The sequence below is a fragment of the Nocardia sp. NPDC023733 genome (genome assembly GCF_040639775.1).
Lineage (GTDB): Bacteria > Actinomycetota > Actinomycetes > Mycobacteriales > Mycobacteriaceae > Nocardia > Nocardia rosealba.
Genome location: NZ_JBFAAN010000002.1, coordinates 847,308 through 869,863 on the forward strand (window position 1 = coordinate 847,308; position 22,556 = coordinate 869,863).

The 22,556-nt window shown below is 69.2% G+C and carries 11 protein-coding genes; 6 read left to right on the plus strand and 5 right to left on the minus strand.

Features of this window, described 5'->3' with window-relative positions; all coding sequences use genetic code 11:
• Positions 1-32 precede the first annotated feature (32 nt).
• The 5 genes from AB0F86_RS15390 to AB0F86_RS15410 form a co-directional block, all read right to left on the minus strand.
• Complete coding sequence (locus AB0F86_RS15390; RefSeq protein ID WP_356986472.1) at positions 33-821, minus strand: ABC transporter permease; 789 nt, start codon at positions 819-821, stop codon at positions 33-35.
• A complete protein-coding gene (locus AB0F86_RS15395) occupies positions 821-1,639 on the minus strand; it encodes an ABC transporter permease (protein ID WP_181700866.1) in 819 nt (272 codons plus the stop codon). The genes AB0F86_RS15390 and AB0F86_RS15395 overlap by 1 nt, the downstream gene beginning before the upstream one ends.
• Positions 1,636-2,652, minus strand: a complete 1,017-nt coding sequence (locus tag AB0F86_RS15400) for an ATP-binding cassette domain-containing protein (RefSeq protein ID WP_356986470.1) — start codon at positions 2,650-2,652, stop codon at positions 1,636-1,638. Before AB0F86_RS15400 ends, AB0F86_RS15395 begins: the two co-directional genes overlap by 4 nt.
• Positions 2,649-15,971, minus strand: coding sequence for an amino acid adenylation domain-containing protein (locus tag AB0F86_RS15405; protein ID WP_356986468.1), 13,323 nt, complete (start codon positions 15,969-15,971; stop codon positions 2,649-2,651). Before AB0F86_RS15405 ends, AB0F86_RS15400 begins: the two co-directional genes overlap by 4 nt.
• Positions 15,972-16,072: 101 nt before the next feature.
• Positions 16,073-16,483: an AMP-binding protein gene (locus AB0F86_RS15410; protein ID WP_356986466.1), complete on the minus strand. Its 411-nt coding sequence runs from the start codon at positions 16,481-16,483 to the stop codon at positions 16,073-16,075.
• Positions 16,484-16,865: 382 nt separating this feature from the next.
• Between AB0F86_RS15410 and ctaD the strand changes: the two genes are divergently transcribed.
• The 6 genes from ctaD (at position 16,866) to AB0F86_RS15440 (ending at position 22,390) form a co-directional block, all read left to right on the plus strand.
• A complete protein-coding gene (ctaD, locus tag AB0F86_RS15415; RefSeq protein ID WP_181700858.1) occupies positions 16,866-18,605 on the plus strand; it encodes a cytochrome c oxidase subunit I in 1,740 nt (579 codons plus the stop codon).
• 85 nt (positions 18,606-18,690) lie between these two features.
• On the plus strand, positions 18,691-19,920 hold the full coding sequence (gene serB, locus AB0F86_RS15420) for a phosphoserine phosphatase SerB (protein ID WP_133733910.1): 1,230 nt from the start codon (positions 18,691-18,693) through the stop codon (positions 19,918-19,920).
• Positions 19,921-19,976: 56 nt separating this feature from the next.
• A complete protein-coding gene (locus AB0F86_RS15425; protein WP_356986464.1) occupies positions 19,977-20,402 on the plus strand; it encodes a protease inhibitor I42 family protein in 426 nt (141 codons plus the stop codon).
• A 57-nt stretch (positions 20,403-20,459) separates the two neighbouring features.
• Positions 20,460-21,233, plus strand: coding sequence for a peptidyl-tRNA hydrolase (locus AB0F86_RS15430; RefSeq protein ID WP_356986462.1), 774 nt, complete (start codon positions 20,460-20,462; stop codon positions 21,231-21,233).
• 143 nt (positions 21,234-21,376) lie between these two features.
• Positions 21,377-21,535 carry a hypothetical protein gene (locus AB0F86_RS15435; protein WP_181700852.1) on the plus strand — a complete coding sequence of 53 codons (159 nt, stop codon included), beginning with the start codon at positions 21,377-21,379 and terminating at the stop codon, positions 21,533-21,535.
• Between the two features lie 18 nt (positions 21,536-21,553).
• Positions 21,554-22,390 carry an ABC transporter ATP-binding protein gene (locus tag AB0F86_RS15440; protein WP_181700850.1) on the plus strand — a complete coding sequence of 279 codons (837 nt, stop codon included), beginning with the start codon at positions 21,554-21,556 and terminating at the stop codon, positions 22,388-22,390.
• The last annotated feature ends 166 nt before the right edge of the window (positions 22,391-22,556 follow it).

A 22,556-nucleotide genomic window follows, 5' to 3' on the forward strand; every position in this document is an offset into this window, starting at 1 on the left:
CGGCCCGCCATGCGGAGGAGCGTCCGGGCACCTCAGCGGCGGCTGGCCCGTCGGAAGCCGATGGCGGCGGGCACGGCGAACAGCAGGATCGCACCGGCCGACCAGGCGAGGGTGAGCAACAGGGGACGGGCGACCGGCCCGTGGTCGGCGAGACCGCGCATGGCATCGACGGCGACCGACATCGGTTGATTGCGGACGAGCGGCTGGATCCAGGTGGGGAAGGCGACCAGCGGAACGAATCCGGTGCTGAAGAACATCATCAGCGAGGTGAGGATGGTGATCCCCTCCACCAGCGAGGACTTCGCCGTGTAGACGGCCACGGCGGTGACGATGGTGGCGAAGGCCAGCCCGAAAACCACCGGGACCAGCAGGAAGACGAGCGCCGCCAGCGGTCCCTGCTGGAATCGGAAGCCGAGCAGCAGACCGACGATCACGACGGTGACGGTGCCGAGCAGGATGCGGCATCCCTCGGCGAGGATGCGGGAGGCCAGGCCGGAGGCGCGGTGCACGGGCAGCACCCAGAAGCGGGCGAGCAGTCCGGCGTCGCGTTCGCGGCCGAGCAGTACTCCGCTCGCCACGGCACCGGAAAGGGCGCCGACGATCGCGACCATCGGGACCGAGCTGGACAGCGCGTTCTCCCCGGTGAACCGCTCGATCTGGCCGCCGACCACGATGTCGAGCATCACGAGCAGCAGACACGGGATGAACAACGCCTCGAGCACCGTGATCGGATTGCGGGCCCAGCGCAGCAGCAGGCGCTGGGTCTGGATCGTCGTCTGCCGGACCAGCGCCACCGGTGAGGTTTCCGACTGCGTTGTCATCACGCCCTCCTCGAACTCAGCCGGATCGCCGCCGGGGTGCAGATCAGCAGGATCGCGGCCAGCCACAGCAGCGACGGGCCCATCAGCGACCAGGTCACCGCGCCGGTGTCGGCCTTGGTGTCACCGGCGAGCGCGCGTAGTCCGGTCGCGAACTGCGAGACGGGCTGGTTGCGCACGAACCACTGGACCCAGGTGGGGAACTGGTCGGCCGGCGCCAGACCTGTCGAGAGCATGCCGAAGATCAACGGCGGCAGCATCAGCGCCTGCGAGGTGGTCTCCGGGCTTTTGGACAGCGTGCCGATCACGTCGGCGCCCAGGGTGAACGCGATACCGATGAGCAGGGACAGCGCCAGGAACCCGAGGGTGTGCGCGGCGTCGAGCCGGAACCGGAACCCGATCACGTAACCGGACGCGATCGCCGCCGCCAGCGCCAGCAGCAGCCGGAACAGGTTGCCCGACATCCGTGCGGCCACCGGGACCAGGGGCCGCAGTGGCATCGAGGCGAACCGCCGGTCGATCCCGGCGACGGAATCGGTGGCCGATCGGAACGCGGCCGAGATGGCCGTGAACGCCGCCGCCTGCAAGATGACCAGCGGCATCATGTACTGGGCGTAACTGCTGAAACCGTTGCCGGAGAACGACATCACCGTCTTCAACGGAATGTAGAAGCTGGCGGTGAAGGCCGCCGGTGCCAGCAGCGAGGCCAGCACCTCACCGGATTTGACCGACGGCACGATCAGCCGGGTGGTCAGTACCCACCACTGCTGCAGCGTGTTCGGGGCGGCGCGCCAGTGCGTCTGCCAGGTGGCGGCGGTCATGAGATGGCCTGCGGTGCGGATTCGGTCGAGGCGAGGTGACCGGTGAGCTGGAGGAACACGTCGTCGAGCGAGGGCCGTCGCAGGGCGATGTCGACGAGTTCGAGCCCGGCGTTGTCGAGCCGCCGCAGGGCTTCGGCGAGCGTTTTCGCACCGTCGGGGGCGGGGATGGTGATGCGGTCCGATTCCGGGGTGAGGGCCGCCAGGTGCTCGGCGGGGAGCAAGGTGCCGAGCGCCGCCACGATCGCGGGCAGCTCCTGCAGATCCAGCGGTACGATCTCGCAGTAGCTGCCGCCGGTGCGGTGCTTGAGCTCGTCGGCGGTGCCCGAGGCGATCACCACACCGTGGTCGATCACGATGATCCGGTCGCTGAGGGCGTCGGCCTCCTCCAGGTACTGGGTGGTGAGCAGGGTGGTGATGCCCGCGCTCTTGAAGCTGCGCACCAGATCCCACACGCCCTGCCTGCTGCGCGGGTCGAGACCGGTGGTCGGCTCGTCGAGGAACGCCACGTCGGGCCGAACCACCAGGCCGCAGGCGATATCGATGCGGCGCCGCATACCGCCGGAGTAGGTGCCGACGCGTCGATCGGCGGCCTGGTCGAGGTCGAATTCGGCGATGAGCTCACTGGCCCGGGCGCGGGCGTCCGTTTTGCGCAGACCCATCAGCCTGCCGAACATCACCAGGTTCTCGTAGCCGCTGAGCATGTCGTCGAGCGCGGCGTACTGGCCGGTGAGCATGATCCGTTTGCGCACCGCGGCCGGGTCGGCGACGACATCGTGGCCGGCGACCGTCGCCCGGCCACGGTCGGGCATGACGAGGGTGGACAGGACGTTCACCATGGTCGTCTTGCCCGCGCCGTTGGGGCCGAGGATGCCGAGCACCTCGCCGGGCGCGGCCTCGAAGTCGATGCCGCGCAGGGCGCGCACCTCCCCGAAGGATTTCTCGATCCCCTCGACGACGACGCCACCGGTGCCGGTGCGCGCAGGGCTGTGTACGGCAGTGTGTTCGACACTCATATCCGGTCTCCTGCTTCCATGTGGTCGTCGAGCACCGGCGAGATCACCGACAGTGCGTAGGGGTTGGTCAGGTCGTCGTGGGACACGTCGACGTCGTGGTCGACGATGTCGCCGGTCACGTAGGGCCGCCAGCCGTCGGGTCCCATCCATTCGTCGGGGTCGACGGTGGCGCTGAAGTAGAGGACATCGCCCTGGTAGACGGGGCGCCGGTAGCCGGTTCTGGTCCCCGCGGAGGCGTTGTAGGAGCCCGCCATCCGCTCGATGGTCGCGGCATCGATGAGTTCGACGCCGCCGAGCCGGGCGGTGATGAGGTCGGCCGCCTCCTCGGCCGTCGAGGTGGCGGGCACGTCGTCGATGCCGAAGATCGCCCCGAAGGTGTTGATGAACGCACCGGGCGAGAGGCGTTCGATGGTGTCACCGTCGATGTCGGCGGTGTCGGTGTCCAGGAGCGCGACCACCCCGACTCGCTCACCCGCCGTGGCCAATTCGACCGCCATGGCGTGGGCGATCAGGCCGCCGAAGGACCAGCCGAGCAGGTGATACGGGCCGGTCGGCTGGACGGCGCGGATCTCGCGCACGTAGCGGTGGGCGAATTCCTCGATGGACCGAGCCGATGGTTCCCGGCCGCTGAGATCGGGCGCTTGCAGCCCGTAGATCGGTCGCCCCGGGCGTAGTTGCTCGGCCAATCCCAGGTAGCTCCAGGACATTCCGGAGGAGGAGTGGACGCAGAACAGGGCGGGGCGCTCGCCGCCCGGTCGGATCGGCAGCAGCACGTCGAGACCGAGGCCTGTCGGTCCGGCCTTGACCGGGACGGCGGTGCGGGCTGTCATTGCGGCGGCTTCGTCGGCCGAAGCGGTTCGAGCGGCGGGTGTTTCGGCGAAGCGGGCTGCCGCGTGCATCGCGTCAGTCCACAGGGCGGCGAGCTCGGTGACGTCTTCCTCGGCCAGTAGTTCTGCGGCGTAGCCGAATTCGGCGTGCAGACGTTCGCCCGTGACCATCGCGTTGATGTCGACGGCCGACATGATCGGCACATCCTGGTGCTCGAGGGCGTCCAGTTCACCGAGCGCGTCGGTGGGCAGCCAGCCGAGCCCTTCGAGGCCGACGGGGGTCTCCACGGAGGTGTGCCTGCCGAGGTAGTTCAGGCAGATCTGGCCGGGTAGCCGAGCCGGAAGCGGTTGTGCGGTCGTGTGATTCAGGTATCGCAACATTCCGAAGCCGATGCCCTTGTCCGGCACCGACAGCAGGTCGTGCTTCACCGCCCGGATGGCCGCACCCATCGCGGTCCCGCCCGTGAACGCCTCGTCGACATCGACGCCGTCGAGATCGAGCCGGACCGGGTACAGGGTGGTGAACCAGCCGATGGTTCGTGACAGGTCGGCGCCCGGCACGATCTCCTCCTGCCTGCCGTGGCCTTCCAGCCGCAGCAGCGCCGAATGCTCGCTGACGCCGCGGCGCAGCCGCCATCGGACCAGGGCCAGGGCGAGGGTGGCCAGCAGCGCGTCGGTGACCGTCCCCTGGAACAGCCGGGGCAGGGTGGTGAGCAGCGCCGCAGTGGTGTCCTCGTCGACCTCGATGCCGAAACGGCGCACCGTGTGTGCCTGATCGATCGCCGGATCGAGGTGCCGTGTGCCGAGCAGCGGGTCGGGACCGTTCACCACCTGCTGCCAGTAGCCGAGTTCGGATTCGCGCCGTTCGGAGTTCGCCTGTTCGGTGAGGGCGTGCGACCAGCGCCGCATCGAGGTGCCGATCTCGGGCAGCACCGGTGTGGTGCCCGCGGCGACCTGAGCCCAGGCGGCGATCAAGTCCTGCACCAGGATTCGCCACGACACGCTGTCGATCGCGAGATGGTGGGCCACCACGATCAGCCGACCGGGCCGGGTGTGCGAACCGGCGTCACCGACCGGGTCGAGCCACACGAATTGCAGCACGACACCATCGGCGGGACGCAGCCGGTTCATCGCGGTGTCGAGTTCGGTCTGCGCGAATTCCCGCAGGTCGACCGGGTCGGCGGCGGAGTCGAACGCGGTGCGGTGCACCAGGGCGTCGACGTTCACCGACCCCGGCTCGGCGACCCGCAGCCGCCAGCCGTCCGCGCTCGCCCACAGCCGCGATCGGAGCATGTCGTGCCGGTCGATCACGGCCGTGAGCGTGGCGACGAGCGCGGCCCGGTCGATGCCGACGGGCAGTTCGAGGATTGCCGTCTGGGCGAACCGGTCGAAGTTCCCGCCGCGTTCGACCATGTACCGCACGATCGGGGTCAGCTGGAGGTCTCCGGTGCCACCGCCGGGCAGTTCGGCGAGCGCTTCGACGGTGTCGGCGGCGTCGATCGCGGCGCCGAGCGCGGCCACGGTGCGGTGTTCGAACACCTGCAGGGGCGTGCAGTGCACACCGCGCAGCTTGGCCTGGGTCACCAGCTGGATGGCGAGGATGCTGTCGCCGCCGAGCGCGAAGAAGGAATCATCGATGCCCACCTGATCGCGGCCGAGCAGCTCGGCGTACACCTCGGCCAGCACCTTCTCGGTCGGAGTCTGCGGTGCTCGATAAGGCGCCTCGTCGGTGACGAATACCGGTGCGGGCAGCGCCTTTCGGTCCAGTTTGCCGACCGCGTTCACCGGGATCTCGTCCAGGACGACGAAGGCCGCGGGCACCATGTACGCGGGCAGGCTGTCGGCCGCCAGGGCGCGGACGCGGTCGATATCCAGTTCGGCCCCGGGCACGCGCACCAGGTAGGCGGCGAGCGCGGTGGCTCCGGTCGGGCCGGGAACACCAAGTGTCACAGCCACTTCCACTCCATCGATGCCGCTGAGGACCGCGTCGATCTCGCCGAGCTCGATGCGCTGACCACGCACCTTCACCTGGAAATCGGTGCGGCCCAGATATTCCAGGGCGAGCCCGGACACACCACGGGACCAGCGCACCAGATCGCCGGTGCGATAGAGCAGGTCACCGGGGGCGCCGAACGGGTCGGCCACGAACCTGGCCGCCGTGAGCCCCGGCCGGGCGTGGTAGCCACGCGCCAAGGCGGTGCCCGCGAGGTAGAGCTCACCCGCGACGCCGGCCGGTACCGGGCTCAGCCGGTCGTCGAGCACGAGTGCCGCGGCACCACGCACCGGAGTGCCGATCGTGACCGGCTCCGTCGCGGACAGCGGCCCGGAACCTGTTGCCCAGATGGTGTATTCGGTGGGGCCGTACAGGTTGACCATCGTCCGCCCGTCGGTGCCACCGCACCACCGCGCGACCAGGTCGGGACCGACCGCTTCGCCTGCCACCGCGAGAACCCGCACACTCGACACCTCGGCGGGATCGATGGTGGACAGTGCCGAAGGGGTGATCACCATGTGGGTCACCCCCTCGGCCGCGATGAGTTCGGCCAGGGGTGCCCCACCGAACACGTCCGGCGGAGCGATGACGGAGGCGGCGCCGCAGCCGAAGGCCATCAGGGCCTCGAAGATCGAGGCGTCGAAACTCGGTGAGGCGACCTGCAAGACGCGGGCGTGCACGTCCGAACGCAGATCGGCGCGCTGGGCGGCGACCAGATCGGCCAGGCCACGGTGGGTGACGGTGACGCCCTTCGGGGTACCGGTCGACCCGGAGGTGTAGATCATCCAGGCCGGGTTCTCGACCCTGATCGGTGCCGGGAGGTCTTCGAGCGCGCTGTCGTCGGCGGCGTCCAGGCGCGCGGCGAAGTCCGGGTCGTCGAGGATCAGCCAGCGGGTGGCGTCCGACAGCGCGGGTCGGTATTCGGCGAGGGTGATCCCTACGCGCGCACCGGAATCGGTGAGCATGTGCTCGATGCGGTCGGCTGGATGCTTCGGATCGACCGGCAGGAACGCCGCGCCTGCCTTCGCCGCGGCCCAGAGGCCGAGGTGCAGCTCGGGGCAACGAGGAAGGCCCAGGGCGACAACGGTTTCCGTGCGCGCGCCCGCCGCGATGAGCAGCCGGGCCAGCTGGTTGGAGCGGGCATCGAGGGCGCGGTAGGTCGTCGTGCCGATGGTGCCGGCGACCAAGGCGGGACGGTCGGGGTAGGTGGTCGCTGTGGTGGTGAGCAGCTGGGCAAGGGTGGTTGTTCCGGCGGTGGCGGGCCCGCGCACCGGAACCAGTTCGGCGCGTTCGGCTTCCGCGAGGATGTCGATGTCGGACAGCCGGGTGTCGGGGGCGGTGAGGACGGTGGTGAGTACCTGCTTCCAGCGGTCGGCGAAAGAGACGACGGTGGCCGGGTCGAACAGGTCCGTCGCGTAGGTGAGGACGCCGTCGATACCTGCCGCACCGGAATCGGTGAAGCGTTCGCGCAGGTCGAGGGTGAGGTCGAAGGCCGAGGAGCGCCGGTCGAAATCCTCGACCTCGAAACGCAGCCCGGCTAGCTCGAGGACCGGTTCGACGAAGTTCTGCAGCGACAACGACACCTGGAACAGCGGGTGATGCGCGGTGGACCGGGTGGGGTCGAGGGCTTGGACGAGTTGTTCGAACGGCACGTCGGCATGGGCGAACGCGTCGAGGTCGGTGGCGCGGACGGCGGCGAGCAGCTGCCGGACATCGGTGCCGGGGTCGACCTCGGTGCGCAGGGCGAGGGTGTTCACGAACATTCCGACCAGGTCGTCGAGGGCCGCATCGCCCCGGCCGGCGATCGGGGTGCCGATGACGACGTCGTCGGTGCCGCCGAGCCGGGCCAGCAGGACCGCCAGCGCCGCGTGCACCACCATGAAGACGCTCACCTGGTTGGAGGCGGCGAAGTCGATCAGCGCCCGGTGTGTCTGCTCGTCGATGCCGAAGTCCACGTCGTCGCTGCGCATCGTCTGCACGGCGGGTCGTGGCCGGTCCGAGGGAAGTTCCAGTGCGTCCGGCGCGCCGGCGAGCGTTTCACGCCAGTACTCAACCTGCTGGGCGGCGAGAGATTCCGGCTCCGAGGGGGAGCCGAGCAGTTCGCGATGCCACAGCGCGAAGTCCGCGTACTGCACTGCGAGCGGTGGCCGCGAGGGTGCCTCGCCCGCGACCCGCGCCGAATACGCGGCGACCAGATCGGCGGCCAAGGGCGCCATCGACGCACCGTCGGCGCTGATGTGGTGCACCACGAGAACCAGGACGTGCTCGGTCACACCATCAGCGGTTTCGTTGCCCGATGCCCGGGCAGACCGGTCGGCTCCAGCGCGCTGCGTGTGCGCAGAAGGGCGCTGTGTCATGGTCGGAGACGAGTCCGACAGCGCCCTGTCGACTGGTTCGGTGTCCCGATCTCGGCTCACGGCGGCGGGACGAACCGCGAACAGTCCGATGCGCAGGGGTGCCTCGCGGGTGAGGTCGAACCCGGTGGCCGCAAGCTCGTTGATCCGAGCACGCAGTGCGGCACCGTCTTCGGTTTCGATCAGCGGCATCACCGGCGTGGCGGTGTCGATACCGACGACGACCTGACGTGGGCCCTCGGCGTCGGCGGGGTAGCGGGTGCGCAGGCTTTCCTGACGGTCGATCACGTCGATGAGCGCCCCGCGCATGGCCTCGATATCCAGGGTTCCGGTGAGGCGCAGCGCGATCGCGATGTTGTAGGCCGACGAGGCGGGATCCAGCTGGTTGAGCACCCACATGCGCTGCTGCGCGGGGGACAGCGGGATACGATCCGGGCGCACCCGGGGCGCGAGCGCGGGCCGTCCGGGAGTGCCCTCTGCGGCGGGTACCACCCGTGCCGACAGTTGCGCCACCGTCGGCGCGTCGAACAGGTCGCGCAGGGCGATGGTCGAGCCGAGCGCCGCATTGACCCGCGCCACCACTTTGGTCGCGCTCAGCGAATTGCCGCCCAGTTCGAAGAACGACTGGTCGACGCTCACCCGCTCGCTGCCGAGCACCTCGGCGAAGACGTCGGCAACGGATTGTTCGACGGGCGTGCGCGGTGCCAGATACGCCTGCCGGGCCGCCGAGAAGTCCGGTACCGGAAGGGCTTTGCGGTCCAGCTTGCCGACCGGTGTGAGCGGGATGTCGTCGAGCACGACGACATACGCGGGAACCATGTAACCGGGCAGTTCGGCCGCGACCCGCGCCCGCAACCGCTCGGTGTCGAGTTCGACGTGCGGGACCGGCAGCACATAGGACACGAGCACGGTCGCGCCCGCCGGTCCTTCGCGCCCGATGGTGACCGCGTAGTCGATCTCCTCGTCGCGCGAGAGCACCGCATCGATCTCACCGAGCTCGATGCGCAGGCCGCGGATCTTCACCTGGAAGTCGCTGCGGCCCAGGTACTCCAAGGTGAGCTGACCATCCGCGTCGGTCACCCAGCGCACCATGTCGCCGGTCCGGTACATGCGCTCGCCGGGTGCGCCGAACGGATCGGCGACGAAGCGACCTGCGGTCATCTCGAAGCGGTTGAAGTAGCCGCGGGCCAGCGCGGGACCCGACAGGTACAGCTCACCGGCGATACCGACCGGGACCGGTCGCAACCAGCTGTCGAGCACCACCACCGCCGCACCGCGAATCGGCCCACCGATGGTGACCGGCGCACCGGCCACGAGTTCGGCGGGACCGGTCGCCCAGATACTGAACTCGGTCGGCCCGTACAGGTTCACCATGCGCCTGCCCGCGGCCCACTTCTCGATGAGCTCGGGGGTGGCCGCCTCGCCCGCCACCGCGAGTACCCGCAGGTCGGTGAGGTCGGTGGGTTCCATCGTGGCCAGAGCCGACGGCGTGATGACCGCGTGGGTGACGCGTTCGGTGCGCAGCAACGTCTCCAGCTCGCTGCCGCCGTACACCTCCGGTGGGGACACCACGAGCCGTCCACCCGCCGCATGTGCGGTGAGCATTTCGAAGACCGACGCGTCGAAGCTGGGAGAAGCCACCTGCAACGCACTCGCCGACGGATCGAGAGCGAGCGTTTCGCGCTGGGCGGCAACGAGATTGGCGAGACCGCGATGACTGAGCAGGACCGCCTTCGGTTTGCCGGTCGATCCGGAGGTGTAGATCAGGTAGGCGGTGTGGTCGATGTCGAGGGGTCCGCCGCGTTCGGCATCGGTGATCGGCGCGTCCGACACCAGCATGACCCGGCGCAGAGTGTTCAGGTCGTCCAGCAGCAGCCAGTCGATGGATCCGGGCAGTGTCTCGCCGGTCTCGGTGACGGTGACACCGATGGGCGCCTTGGAATCGGCGAGCATGTGCTCGATCCGCTCCACCGGGTAGCTGGGATCCAGCGGGACGAACGCCGCGCCCGTCTTGGCCAGCGCCCACACCGCCACCACCGACTCCAGGGATCTGGTCAGGGCGAGCACGACGAACACCTCGGGCCCGATGCCCCGGCCCAGCAGGACCCGCGCGAACCGGTTCGACCAGGCGTCGAGTTCGCCGTAGGTCATGCGCAGGTCGCCCGAACTGACCGCGATCGCGGTGGGGTCGATGCGGGCGCCCGCCGTCAGTACATCGGGCAGGGTGCGCATCGGCAGCGCCGGGGCACCGTATACCGGTGCCAGCGCGGCCCTTTCGTCGTCGGCGCAATGTTGCAGACGGGCCACCGGGATGTCCGGATTCTCGGCGAGCTCACCGAGGAGCCGGACGAACCGGTCCAGAAGGGACTGTGCCGCAGTGTGTTCGAGCTGATCGGCCATGAATTTGACGGTGATGCGCAAGGTGTCGCCCGCCTCGTCCTCGCCGCGCAGCGGAATCACCATGAGGTTCAACGGATAGGGCGTGGCGTCGGTGCCCTCCACGTCCAGTACGCGCATCCCGGCGATGTCGAGGGCCTGTGACAGCGCCGCCCGGTCGATCGGATAGGACTCGAAAACGGTGAGTGTGTCGAACAATTCGGCCAGCCCGACAGCGTGATGGATCGCCGCAAGCCCTACATGCTGGTGGTCCATCAGCCGCGCCTGCTCGGCCTGGACCCGGGCCAGCAGGTCGGTGACCCGCTCGCCGGGGTCGAGCGTCACCCGCACGGGCAGCGTGTTGATGAACAGCCCGACCATCTCCTCGACGCCGGGCAGCTCCGGCGGCCGACCCGACACGGTGCTGCCGAACACCACATCGGTGCGGCCGGTGAGCATGGTGAGCACCAGCGCCCAACCCGCCTGCACGAGGGTGTTCACTGTGGCACCGGCGGCGCGGGCGGCGGATTCGAGAGTGGCGACGGTGGTGCGTGGCAGATCGCGCGAGATCATCGCGGTCTCGGTCGACTCGATCCCGGCCAGGGTGGGGACCGCGCGGGTCGGGGTGTCGATCCCGGCCAGCGACCGCGTCCACGCGTCCAGCGATTCCTGGGCGTCCTGCTCCGCGAGCCAGGACAGGAATTCGCGGTAGGACCGAGGCGGCGGCAGCGGTGCGGTGTCGCCCGCGGTGACGTAGAGGGCGAGCAGTTCACGGACCAGCAGCGGCGTCGACCAGCCGTCGAGGACCAGGTGGTGGTTGGTCATCACGAGGCGGTACGTGTCGGGCGCCGTCGTGATCAGGGTGAACCGCAGCAGCGGGGGACGGGTGAGGTCGAAGCGGGTGAGCGCGTCCAGTTCGACAACGCGGTCGAGCTCGCGCTCCCGGTGTTCCTCGGCGATATCGGTGAGATCGATCTCGTTCCACTGGATCTCGGCCTCGGCGAGGACGAGTTGGCGTGGTCCGTCGGCGGTTTCGACGAACGCCGCCCGCAGGTTCTCGTGCCGGTCGACCAGGGCCTGGGCGGCGCGGCGCAGGCTGGCGCTGTCGACGGTGCCCGCCAGGGTGAGCAGGGACTGGACGGTGTAGCCGTCGGCGGTGTCGGAGTCGTAGAGCGCGTGGAACAGCAGCCCGTACTGCAGCGGCGAGAGCGGCCACACATCGGCGAGATTCGGATAGGTCGACTCCCAGTTGTCGATCTGGGACTGATCGACCGTGACGAGAGCGAAGTCCGAGGGTGTGCGCCCACCTGCCCCGTCGGTGCGCGCATGGTCGGCCAGCGCGTCGAGTGCCTGTGACCACAGCTCGCTCAGCTCTCGCACGTCGGCTTCGCCGAGCAGCCTGCCCGCGTACGCCCAGGTGACCTCCAGACCAGCCTCGGTGAGCACGGCGTTGACGTCGACAACGGCGGCCAGGGGCGCGCGGTTGTCGTTGGTCGCGGCGAAGCGGCGCGGCAGCCAGGGGTCCTCGCCGGTGACCGCCCGGCCCAGATAGTTGAAGCTGAGCTGAGGCATCGGCGCGTCCGCCAGGGCCGGTGCCGTCTCGCTGTTCAGGTACCGCAACAGTCCGTAGCCGACGCCCCGATCGGGGACGGCGCGCAACTGCTCCTTGGTTGCCTTGACGACCGAGCCCGCCGAGTCGCCGCCTGCGAACGCGTCGTCCAAGTCGATGCCCGCCAGGTCGATCGCGACGGGGTAGACGGTGGTGAACCAGCCGACGGTGCGGCCGATATCGGCACCGGGCAGCAGGGATTCGCTGCGGCCGTGACCTTCCAGGGTCAGCAGGGTGCCCGTGCGCGCGCGCCAGCGGCACACCGCCATGGTGAGCGCGGCGAGCAGTACATCGTCCGCGCCGCAATGGAATCGCTCGGGAACGGCGATGAGCACCGCATGCGCGACCTCGGTGGGGACGGTCGATCGCAGCTGCGCCATGGTGGCGACCACATCGCGGGACGGATCGAAGGTGTCGCGGCCGAACGCCGGGTCGGGGGTGGCCGCGATCCGCTGCCAGACGGGCAGCTCGCCGGCACGCAGCGCTGCCTGTTCCGCCTGAGCGTGTGCCCACCGCCGGAACGAGGTCCCGACCGGAGCGGGCGTACCACCGAAGGCGGCAATGGCCAAGTCGGGCAGCAGGATTCGCCAGGACACACCGTCGGTGACGAGGTGGTGCAGCACGAGCCAGCACAGCGGAGCGGCATCCGTGCGTTCGATCAGCACGCATCGCACCACGACGCCTGCGGCGGGATCGAGCAGGTCCGCCGCGTCCTGCAACGCGCGGTCGACATCGTCGTCGGAATCCGACCGCATCACCTCGACGAGACTGTCGGCGTCGATCGAACCGGGTTCGGCGACAACCCATTCCCCGGTGTCGCGCAGCGAGCTGCGCAGCAGATCGTGATGATCGAGCAGCACTCCGAGCGCCGCGGCGAGGGTCTCGCGGCGGGTGCCGTCGGGCAGCCCGATCAGGACGGCCTGACCGTAGCGACCCCACGGCTCACCGTGCTCGATCATGGCGTGCACGATGGGCGTGAGTTCCACCGCGCCGACACCGCCGCCGGGCAACTCGTGCACCACGGTGGCCTCGGCGTCGCCCGCGATCGCGGCCAGCGCGGCCACGGTCTTGCGTTCGAACACGTCGCGGGCGCTGAACGCGATCCCCGCCGCCTTCGCCCGCGAGACCAGCTGAATGGACACGATGCTGTCACCGCCGAGGGCGAAGAAGCTGTCGTCCACCCCCACCGTGTCCACCCCGAGCACCTCGGCGAACAGGGCGGCGAGGGCTTCCTCGCGCGGTGTGGACGGCGCTCTGCTCGCCACGGTTCGGGCACCGAAATCCGGTGCGGGCAGGGCCTTGCGGTCCACCTTGCCGAGCGGGGTCAGCGGAACCCGGTCGAGCACGATCACCGAGGCGGGCACCATATACGCGGGAAGGGTCTCGCCCACAGCGGCTTTCACCGCCTCCGGATGTGCATCGGCACCCGGCTCGACGGTGATGTAGGCGGCGAGAGCGGTCGCGCCGGACGGTGTCTCGACACCGAGGGTGATGGCGAAGTCGACGGCGGGCAGCCGTTGCAGCGCGGCATCGATCTCACCGAGTTCGATCCGGTACCCGCGCACCTTCACCTGGAAGTCGCTGCGGCCCTGGTATTCCAGCGTGAACCGGCCGTCGTCGGCGGTCCAGCGCACCAGGTCGCCCGTGCGGTACATGCGTGCTCCCGGCGCGTACGGGTCGGCGACGAAACGGCTCGCGGTCAGACCGCCGCGCCGGTGGTAACCACGCGCCACTCCGGGGCCCGACAGGTACAGCTCACCCACCGTGCCGGGTGCGACCGGCCGCAACCACGGATCGAGCACCAGCCCGTTCACCCCACGGGCGAGACCACCGATGGTGACCGGGCCGCCCGGAGTCAGCGGTTCGCTCAGCGTGGCGGTGACCGTGGTCTCGGTGGGGCCGTACCCGTTGAGCAGCCTGCGCCCGGCCCACTTCGACACGAGCTCGGGTGGGCAGGCGTCGCCACCGACCACGATGGTTGACAGGTCGGGCAGGGTCGCCGGATCGAGGGAGCCGACGACTGCCGGGGGCACGTTCAGATGGGTCACGCGGTGCGCGCGCAAGACCTGCGCCATGTCCTCGCCCGCGTAGGCCGACGGCGGCACGACAGCGAGGGTGGCCCCGGCCGCCAGCGTCACCAGGATTTCCTCCACGGAGATGTCGAAGCTCGGGGAAACAGCGTGCGCGACAACAGAACCCGGATCGACACCGAAACCCGCACCCGAACCGGCGGCGAGATTCGCCAGTCCGCGATGCGACACGAGCACGCCCTTGGGCAATCCGGTCGAGCCGGAGGTGTAGATGACGTAGGCGACCTGATCGGGGTGGATCGAGGCGGTCCGGTCGGCGTCGGTGATCGGCGTGGCCTGCTGCGCGGCGACGCGGCCGACGGTGGCTTCGTCGTCGAGGCAGAGCCAGTCGACTTTGTCGGACAACGATTTCCGTGCCTGGGTCACCGTCAGGCCGGTGACCACCGCGCTGTCGTCGATCATGTGCTCGATCCGGTCGTCCGGATAGGTCGGATCGATCGGGACGAAGGGCGCACCCGACTTGGCGACCGCGATCGTGGCGAGCACCGACTCGGCCGAGCGCGGAATCGAGAGCGCCACAGCGTGTTCCGGACCCGCGCCGGCCGCGATGAGCGTGCGAGCCAGCCGATTCGTGTATTCGTCGACCTCGCGGTAGGTCATCGTGTCGTCCACGCCCCAGCGCAGGGCCACCGCGTCGGGATCGATCGCGGCGCCCGCGGCGAGGATCTCGGGCAGGGTGCGCTGCGCGACGCCGGCCGCGCCGCGCGCGGGCACCGAGACGGCCTGCTCGGCGTCGGCGAGCACGTGGACCGACGACAGCGGCGCCTCGGGGCCCGCGGCGAGGAAACGATGCAGGAACCGCAGGAAACGGTCGTGATGCGCGGCCAGCTCCGCCGGACTGTAGAGGTTGCCGTTGCCCTGGAGATCGATGTGGGTGCTCTCGCCACCCATCCCCGGATACAGGTTGACGAACAGATCGTCGATCAGGCCGGAGGTGAGCACATGCAGGCGGCCGACGACCGGGCCGAGCGCGATCTTGGTGTCCACCATCATCAGGTTCACCGCCGGCCCGAACGACACCGCCTCGTCCATCGACCAGCCCAGATCGCGGATGATGTCCTCCTGGCGGTACCGCTGCCGTCGCAGCGCCCCCGTGAGCTCGCTCTGCACGGCGAGGATCGCCGCACCCACCGTGGTGGTCGGTTCGAGACGGACCCGCAGCGGGACGACATTGGCCAGCATGCCGCCCGAGCGGCGCAGCGTCGCGGAGGTCCGCGCCGACACCGGCAGGCTCAGCACGACTTCGGGCGCACCGGTCATCGCGGCGAGATAGGCGCCGAAGGCGGCCACCACGGTCGGTGCGACCCCCGAATTGATCTCGGCGGCAACCGAATCCAGCAGTGCGCTCGTCTCGGCGGGCAGCGCGCCTGCCACCCGGGTGGGATGACTGTCGACCTCGGCGGCACGACCGGCGAGGGTGACCGGGTCGGGCAGGTCGGCCAGATGGGTGCGCCAGTACTCACGGTCGGCCGCGAAACGGTCCGAGCTGCGGTAGGCCAGGTCGGCCTCGACGATGCGCTGCAACGGCTCGGCCTTGGCCGGTGGGGGCTCGCGGCCCTCGAAGGCGGCGTTGTACAGCTCGCCGGTGCGCTGGACCAGCGCCAGCGCGCCCATCCCGTCGAGCACGATGTGATGCATCCGCGAATACCAGAACCAGCGATCCTCGGCGATCCGCAGCATCGCCAGGCGGACCAGACGGTCACGCGTCATGTCCAGCGGCGCGGAGTACTCGGCGCGCATCCAGGCGTGCGCGGCCACTTCCGGATCGGGTTCGCCGCGCAGATCAAGCTCGGCGATGTCGGCGTCCAGGGTCGGGTCGACGAGTTGATGCGGTTGCCCGTCGATATCGACCAGGCGCACGAATCCGGTGCCGAACTCGCGACCGGTGCGCCGCACGGCCGCGGTCAGCAGCGCGTGGTCGATCGCGCCGCTGAGTTCGACGTACTGGGCGATGGACAGGGGAGTATCGCCCGCGATGTGCTGGGCGAACCAGATGCCCCGCTGGGCGGCGGACAGGGGGAAAGGATCTTCGGGCGCGGTGTCGGACGCTCGCGAAGAAGGCTGGATCATGAGCTGACCTGCGTTTTCATTTCTGGAGCCCGGTGTCCCCGACCGCTTGGTACTGCGCTCAGGCTCCATTCTGGACCTGTGGGGAGCAGACCGGAATGGGTTCAGGAGACCGCGCGCAGATCGATGCCGGACAGCGGGGCGTCCGAGCTCACCAGATAGCGCCGCAGGGTCGACCGATCGTCGAGGACCAGCCAGTCGACGGTGTCGCAGAGTTCGCCGCGCCGAGACCTCGTGGTGATCCCGAAACGGGTGCCGGGCTGCTCCTCGGCACTCACCGGGACGGCGCCGATCTTGCGCACCGCGGCCTCGGCGACGACGGCCTCCACCCGGGGATCGACCGCGAGGGCGATCAGGTCGCCCGCGCCCGCGCCACGGCCGAGCAGCAGCCGGGCCAGGCGGTTCGCCCAGCGGTCCAGGTCGGCGTCGGCGAGCCGGCCGTCGGCGATCGGTGCGCCCGAGCGGCGCGGCAGCTGGATGACGTTGTCGGCGGGTGCGGTGACCAGGGTGCTCATCGTGTTCCCCTCGAGGGCTTGTCAGCGGTGTTTTCGGTACACCTCTAATCTCGTCGCCCAGGGGCCTCGCCGACAGCGACCCCAGCGGTGGGGCACGCACTCCGAGGGGGACCGAATACCACCCCAAGGTGGGTGAACCGGATCGACCGCGGAGCAGACGCGCCGGAACCCGAAAGGTTGTCCCCGCCAACCGTTGCACCCGCGCGACCTGCGGAGGAAGATGGCGATCGGCGTCTACGGCGCGCCGAATACGACACAGAGTAGGACCCGCGCGGAATGCTGCGGCCGCACGGTTTACGATTCACTTCAACGCATGTCTGCTGCCCTTGTACGAGGCGCGGTCGGCTCTGCGAGTGACGTACAGGCATCTTCAGGAGGATCAGTGACTGCGGTAGAGCCCAGGCCAGTCCCTCAGTTGGAAGCGACTCGACCGTATCCGGCTCGGACCGGGCCGAAGGGCTCGTTCCTCTACAAGGCGGTCACCACCACCGACCCCAAGGTGCTCGGCACCATGTACCTGGTGACGGCGATCAGCTTCTTCATGATCGGCGGCCTCATGGCGCTGCTCATGCGTGGCGAGCTCGCCCGTCCGGGTCTGCAGTTCCTGTCGCCGGAGCAGTTCAACCAGCTGTTCACCATGCACGGCACGATCATGCTGCTGTTCTACGCGACCGCGATCGTGTTCGGCTTCGCCAACATCATCCTGCCGCTGCAGATCGGCGCCCCCGACGTCGCCTTCCCGCGTCTGAACGCGTTCAGCTACTGGCTGTACCTGTTCGGCGCCTCGATGGCGACCGCGGGCTTCGTGACCCCCGGTGGCGCCGCGGACTTCGGCTGGACGGCGTACGTGCCGCTCACCGACATCCTGCACTCGCCCGGTGTCGGCACCGACCTGTGGATCCTTGGTCTTGCCGTGTCCGGTCTGGGCACCATCCTCGGTGGCGTCAACATGCTCACCACCGTGGTCTGCCTGCGCGCACCCGGTATGACCATGTTCCGCATGCCGATCTTCACCTGGAACATCGCGGTCACCTCGGTCCTCGTGCTGCTCGCGTTCCCGCTGCTCACCGCGGCCCTGTTCGGCCTGGCCTACGACCGCCACCTCGGCGGCCACATCTACGACCCGGCCACCGGCGGCATCCTGCTCTACCAGCACCTGTTCTGGTTCTTCGGCCACCCCGAGGTGTACATCATCGCGCTGCCGTTCTTCGGCATCGTCTCCGAGATCTTCCCGGTGTTCAGCCGTAAGCCGATCTTCGGTTACACCACGCTGGTCTACGCGACCCTCGGTATCGCCGCGCTGTCCATCGCCGTGTGGGCGCACCACATGTACGCCACCGGCGCCGTGCTGCTGCCGTACTTCTCGTTCATGACCTTCCTCATCGCGGTCCCGACCGGTGTGAAGTTCTTCAACTGGATCGGCACCATGTGGCGTGGTCAGCTGACGTTCGAATCACCGATGCTGTGGTCGATCGGCTTCCTGGTGACCTTCCTCTTCGGTGGTCTCTCGGGTGTCATCCTGGCCTCGCCGCCGCTGGACTTCCACGTCACCGACTCGTACTTCGTCGTCGCGCACTTCCACTACGTGCTCTTCGGCACCATCGTGTTCGCCACCTTCGCCGGTATCTACTTCTGGTTCCCGAAGATGACCGGCCGCATGATGGACGAGCGTCTGGCCAAGTGGCACTTCTGGGCCACCTTCATCGGCTTCCACACCACCTTCCTGGTGCAGCACTGGCTGGGCGCCGAGGGCATGCCGCGTCGCTACGCCGACTACCTGCCCAGCGACGGCTTCACCACGCTGAACACCATCTCCACCATCGGCGCGTTCATCCTCGGCGCCTCGATGCTGCCGTTCGTGTGGAACACCTTCAAGAGCTACCGCTACGGTGAGGTCGTCACCGTGGACGACCCGTGGGGTTACGGCAACTCGCTCGAGTGGGCCACCACCTGCCCGCCGCCGCGCCACAACTTCTACGAGCTGCCGCGCATCCGCTCGGAGCGTCCGGCGTTCGAGCTGCACTACCCGCACATGATCGAGCGCATGAAGCGCGAGGCGCACGTGGGTTGGGGCTCGGGCAAGCACAACGCCCACGCCGACGAACCCGTGCTGACGAAGTAGCAAGGAACCACCGAACGACCAGGGTGTGCACCTGCTGGGTGACCAGCGGGTGCACACTCTTTTTGTGGGTAAACGAACGGAGCAGATCGACTTGGCCGACACCACAGTTCTCGTGACCGTCACCGGCCCCGACCGACCCGGCGTCACCTCGGTGCTGCTGGCGGCGTTGTCGCGGCATCAGGTGAGCCTGCTGGACGTGGAGCAGGTGGTCATCCGGGGCAGGCTCACCCTCGGTGTGCTGGTCTCGTGCCCGAACGACCCCGAGGCGCTGCAGGACGAGCTCGAAGAGGCGATGAACACCGTCGGCATGCAGGTCGACGTGTCGGTCGACGCGCAGATCGGCAAGCCGCCGATGTCGACCCACGCCGTGGTCGTGCTCGGCTCGCCGGTCACCGCGCACGCCTTCAGTGCGATCTCGCGGCTGCTCGCCGGGCTCGGCGCCAATATCGACACCATCCGCGGCATCGCCGACTACCCGGTGACCGGCATGGAGCTCATGGTGTCGGCGGCCGACTCCGGTGCCGACACCGACGCGCGACTGCGCACCGCGCTGGCCGATGTGGCCGTCGCCGAACAGGTCGACATCGCGGTGGAACGCGCCGGCCTGGCGCGGCGTGCCAAGCGACTCATCGTGTTCGACGTGGACTCCACCCTCATCCAGGGTGAGGTCATCGAGATGCTCGCCGCGCACGCGGGCGTCGAGGAGCAGGTCCGCGAGGTCACCGAGGCCGCGATGCGCGGTGAACTCGACTTCGCCGAGTCGCTGCGCCAGCGCGTGGCCACGCTCGAGGGACTCGACGAATCGGTGATCGAGGAGGTCGCCGACCGCATCGAACTCACCCCGGGCGCGCGCACCACGATCCGCACGCTGCGCAGGCTCGGGTTCCGCTGTGGCGTGGTCTCCGGCGGGTTCCGGCAGGTCATCGAACCGCTCGCACACGAGCTGGAACTCGACTTCGTGCAGGCCAACACCCTTGAGATCATCGACGGCAAACTCACCGGACGGGTCACCGGCGAGATCGTCGACCGCGCGTTCAAGGCGACCGCGCTGCGCAAGTTCGCCGCCGACGCAGGCGTGCCGATGGAGCAGACCGTCGCCGTGGGCGACGGCGCCAACGACATCGACATGCTCAACGCGGCCGGGCTCGGTGTGGCGTTCAACGCCAAGCCCGCGCTGCGTGAGGTGGCCGATACGGCCCTGTCGCACCCCTACCTGGACGCGGTGCTGTTCATCCTCGGTGTGACGCGTGACGAGGTGGAGGCGGCCGACGCCCGCGACGGCGGGGTCCGTCGAGTTCCGCTGCTCGGCCGTTAGTTCCGGGCACGGCGGGTAATCCCAGCGCAGAAAGACCTTCGGCGTTGGGAGAGTCCGTGCGCAAATTCCTGCTCGTTCCGCTCGTCGTGGCCGGTCTGCTCGCAGGCTGCGGTGACGACGAACCGATCCCCGACAGCATCGGATCGACGACGCTCACCCTGCCGAGCACCGCTCCGGCGGTCGCGAAACCCGCGGTCACCGTCGACCAGTCGGCCGCCGGTCGCACGGTGACCCTCGATGTGGGTCAGGAACTGCGGGTGCGGCTGCCCCAGTCGGCCGACTCGGACCGGGAATGGGAGCCGGTGAATATCGACGAGGGCATCCTGGTCGCGGAGGAACCCGTGGCCGAGGGTCAGACGACGGTGTGGCCGTTGCGCGCGGTCGCCAAGGGGACGACGACAGTCGAGTTCACCCACCGGCAGCTCGAGGAACCGCCGGTCCGACCCGAGGGCACCTTCCTGGTGACGGTCGAGGTCTCCTAGCGCGCACGGCTCGCTACGCTGGTTCGCACGTGTGGTGTCGATCGAATCGGGTGTGGTGTGGGTAGCGCGGAACTGAGCGGTGGGGAAACCGAGGTCGAGGTCCGCGACGAAGCGGCCGAATTCGCTGTGCGGCACGCCGAATTGGCGCACGGCTACGGCGGCAACGGCGATCCCGACGACCCGGCCATGGTGCAGGCGATGCAGATGGTGCTGCACATCCCGAAGGCCGAACCACCCGCGCGCAGCGCGCTACTGGCCGCTGCGGCCGCCGCCGCGGTCGCGGTGTGCCTCGACCCGCGTTCCGGGCCCGGCGGCGAATGGGAAGCGCGGTATCTGGCGTGGAAGCGCTCACGGATCAGGAAGGTGGCCCGCCGGGCGCGCGGTGCGCAGTGGTTGGCGGCCAACGACGTCGAGGGGGTGACCGTCGACATCGACGGTGCGCAGGCGCGGGCCTTCGTCCCCGGCCCGGTCGGCGGAATCGACCCGCGCATCCGCAAACTCCAGATCGGCGGAACCGACCTCGAACACGACGAACCGGGCCCGCCCGACCCCGACCTACCGGTGCTGTGGGTGAACAGCGGACTGGAGATGTCGGTGGGCAAGGCGGCCGCGCAGGTGGGGCACGCGAGCATGCTGCTGGCCGGCGCCATGCCGGTCGAAGCGGCCGCCGCCTGGGCCGAACGCGAATTCCGTTGCGCGGTGCGCGATGCCGACCCGCGACAGTGGTCCGAACTCGTCGCGCAGGTATCGGCGGGACGCGCTGTCGCCGTACGGGACGCAGGCTTCACCGAGGTGGCCCCGGGCTCGATGACGGTGATCGCCGTGCCGTGAGACGGCCGACACGCGCGAGCGAATCGGTCGGCTGTCGTTGCGGTTCGCGCGCGTCGTCGCGATGTTCGGGTGTACCGGCGGCATCGTGTGGGTAAGACCTATCGGATACCCGTCCGCAGCGAGAGACACACGGAGGTTCCGCCATGATGACGACAATCGCCGTGATCCTGATCGTATGGGTCGCACTCGCGGTGCCGGTGTCGTTCCTCGCCGCCCGGATGCTGCGCAGCGACCTCGGCGCGTCGCGCGAAGCGGTGCGGCACCGAACCGACGAATCCCACCCGGGCCGGTCGTTCCGCTGAGGGCTCCCGTGGGCCAAGATGGAGCGCGTGTCGCAACCCGATCCAGATCTGCTCATCGACTTCTCCGACGTCACCATCCGCCGCTCGGGCCGAACGCTCGTCGGCCCGGTCACCTGGCAGGTCGAACTCGACGAACGCTGGGTGGTCCTCGGCCCCAACGGTGCCGGTAAGACCTCACTGCTGAGAATGGCTGCCGCCGAGGTCCATCCGACCTCCGGGACGGCGAACCTGTTGGGCGAGACCCTCGGTCGCGTCGACGTCACCGAATTACGCCCACGCATCGGCCTGTCCTCGGCGGCGGTGGCCAGCCGCATCCCCGTCGACGAGAAGGTCAGCGACCTGGTGGTGTCGGCCGGGTACGCGGTGCTCGGCCGCTGGCGCGAACGCTACGACGACATCGACACCGAACGCGCCGTCGACATGCTGGAAACTCTTGGCGCCGAACACCTTTCCGACCGCACCTACGGCACCCTCTCCGAGGGGGAACGCAAGCGGGTGCTCATCGCGCGTGCCCTGATGACCGACCCGGAACTGCTCCTGCTCGACGAACCGGCCGCGGGTCTGGACCTCGGCGGGCGCGAGGAACTCGTCGAACGCCTCGGCGATTTGGCTGCGGATCCCGACGCGCCGGCCATGGTTCTGGTGACCCATCACGTGGAGGAGATCCCGCCTGGGTTCACTCATGCGCTGCTGCTCAAGGAGGGTGAGGTGGTCGGGCAGGGGCTGCTCGAGGATGTGCTCACGGCCGACAATCTGAGCAAGGCGTTCAGCCAGGCCATCGCGCTCGACCGGGTTGACGGGCGGTGGTTCGCTCGGCGGGCGCGTCGGTCGGGTGGGCATCGTCGCCGGAACTGACCGGCACTGTCGGGCTGTCGCGCCAGGGTCTTGGGGTATTGCGCCCACGGAGGTGTTGGGCTGTATTTTTGGAGCGCTGGCGCGCTCGAGCGCGGCCCCTGGAGGGCCGCGCGAACAGCGCTCGAGACTCGCGCCTGCGGCGCATGCGCTTCGAGCGCTGTTCGCG